3 protein-coding genes are annotated in these 1,415 nt (G+C 60.5%); all 3 read left to right on the forward strand.

Annotated features, from left to right (window positions below; translation table 11 throughout):
• The first annotated feature begins 128 nt into the window (after positions 1–128).
• Positions 129–995, forward strand: coding sequence for a DUF6456 domain-containing protein (locus tag AN476_RS22220; protein ID WP_054463938.1), 867 nt, complete (start codon positions 129–131; stop codon positions 993–995).
• Positions 992–1,270 (forward strand): hypothetical protein, encoded by a 279-nt coding sequence (locus AN476_RS22225; RefSeq protein ID WP_157063862.1) that lies wholly within the window; start codon positions 992–994, stop codon positions 1,268–1,270. Before AN476_RS22220 ends, AN476_RS22225 begins: the two co-directional genes overlap by 4 nt.
• On the forward strand, positions 1,254–1,415 hold a 162-nt coding region (locus AN476_RS22735; RefSeq protein WP_157063863.1), incomplete at its 3' end, for a CHC2 zinc finger domain-containing protein. The genes AN476_RS22225 and AN476_RS22735, both read left to right, overlap by 17 nt.

The following is a 1,415-nucleotide window of genomic DNA, read 5'->3' on the forward strand; positions in this document are numbered from 1 at the left end:
GTTGAGGCCACGGGTCGAATCCACCCCTCTCTGCGTATCACCAATGCAGGCCGCGCTTGGGCTGCGGTGGAGCTGGCACCGTTGCTAAGCCTGATGTCCGCCACTGACCTTTCAGGGAGGGCAATCCGATGAATTCCTCCTTGGCTGTTTCACCCAATGCTCTCGCCGCTTATTTCCTCAATATCCTGGAGGGCAAATCCATGCGGGAAATCGGCAGGCTCCAGGACTGCCAAGCCTCCACCGTCCTGCGCCGCATCCGCAGATGTGAGGATCTGCGCGAACACCCGGAATGGGACGCGCTGTTCACGGCCCTGGAAAACCACCAGGAAGACACCCGGCAATCTCTTTCTGCCCATCTGTCCAGGGAGACAGTTCTGGCGGCCCTCAAACTGAATGCCGACCACCTTGCGAAGGAATTCGCCCCTCAGCTCCAACTCTTGCAGCAAGCAGACAGCCTCTTGCTGGTTGGGGACATGCCAAGCGCCGCCGTGACGGTATTTGGTGCTGTACAGGGCAAAATGCGCCGCTCTGTGGCTCTGGCTGGGCTTGCCTTTGGCTGGCTGGTGCCCGTGGGCGCCATTAGCGGCAAGGTCCGGCAATTCAAACCAACACCTAGCGCGATTGAATGCACCGGCCGGGACTTTGTCTCCACCTGCTCGAAGCGGTCAAAGCGATCCAGCAGCGCACAGGCTTGGCGCTCCTCATCGCTGGACATACTCCATCGCCAGAACCCCGGCCTGATCACCGTTGACCACATGCGCATCGCCCGCGAGTTCCAGATGACCTATCTGGGACGCCAGGATGTAACAGCGGATGTTTATTCCATTGTGCGCCAACGCCTTGCACCGCGCCTTTTATCTGCTTTGGAGGAGGTTTGCGGCAAGTCCACGGGGCTGGAAGCACTGGAAAGCATGCTGAAACTACCCGCCCGGTCTGGAAAGGCTGTAGTGGCGCTGGCGCTAGAAACTCTGGACCACACCGGCGCCCTGACGTGACTCGCCCCATGACCGCGCTCTGCGAGGTCTGCGAAGAACGGCCCCCACGTTTTGGGCTGGGCTTCCCCCTTGCCCCAAATGCACTGCCTGGTCTGCCGGACTACCTGCGCGGGGAATGCCTGTGGATCTGCAACCGGCCCGAATGTGACCTCGCCGCGCAACGCCGAGCTGTCAAAACGGCCGCCCGGTACGGCATCAAACTCACCCAGGTGTGGCGCGTGCATGTCTTTGACCAACCCGCAACCAAGGAACATCCCCATGGCCTTGTCAGATGAAGTGAAAGCGCGCGTCTCGCTACGGGCGATTGTTGAACAGACGGTCACCTGGGACATGCGCAAGTCCAACATCAGGCGCGGCGACTATTGGGCGCCCTGTCCTTTTCACGGTGAAAAAACCGCCTCCTTTCATGTGACGGAACCC

Source organism: Phaeobacter sp. 11ANDIMAR09 (assembly GCF_001294455.1).
GTDB lineage: Bacteria > Pseudomonadota > Alphaproteobacteria > Rhodobacterales > Rhodobacteraceae > Pseudophaeobacter.

Coding starts and splice junctions, on each gene's coding strand:
- AN476_RS22220 (WP_054463938.1), top strand. CDS start 129: ATGAATTCCTCCTTGGCTGTTTCACCCAATGCTCTCGCCGCTTATTTC.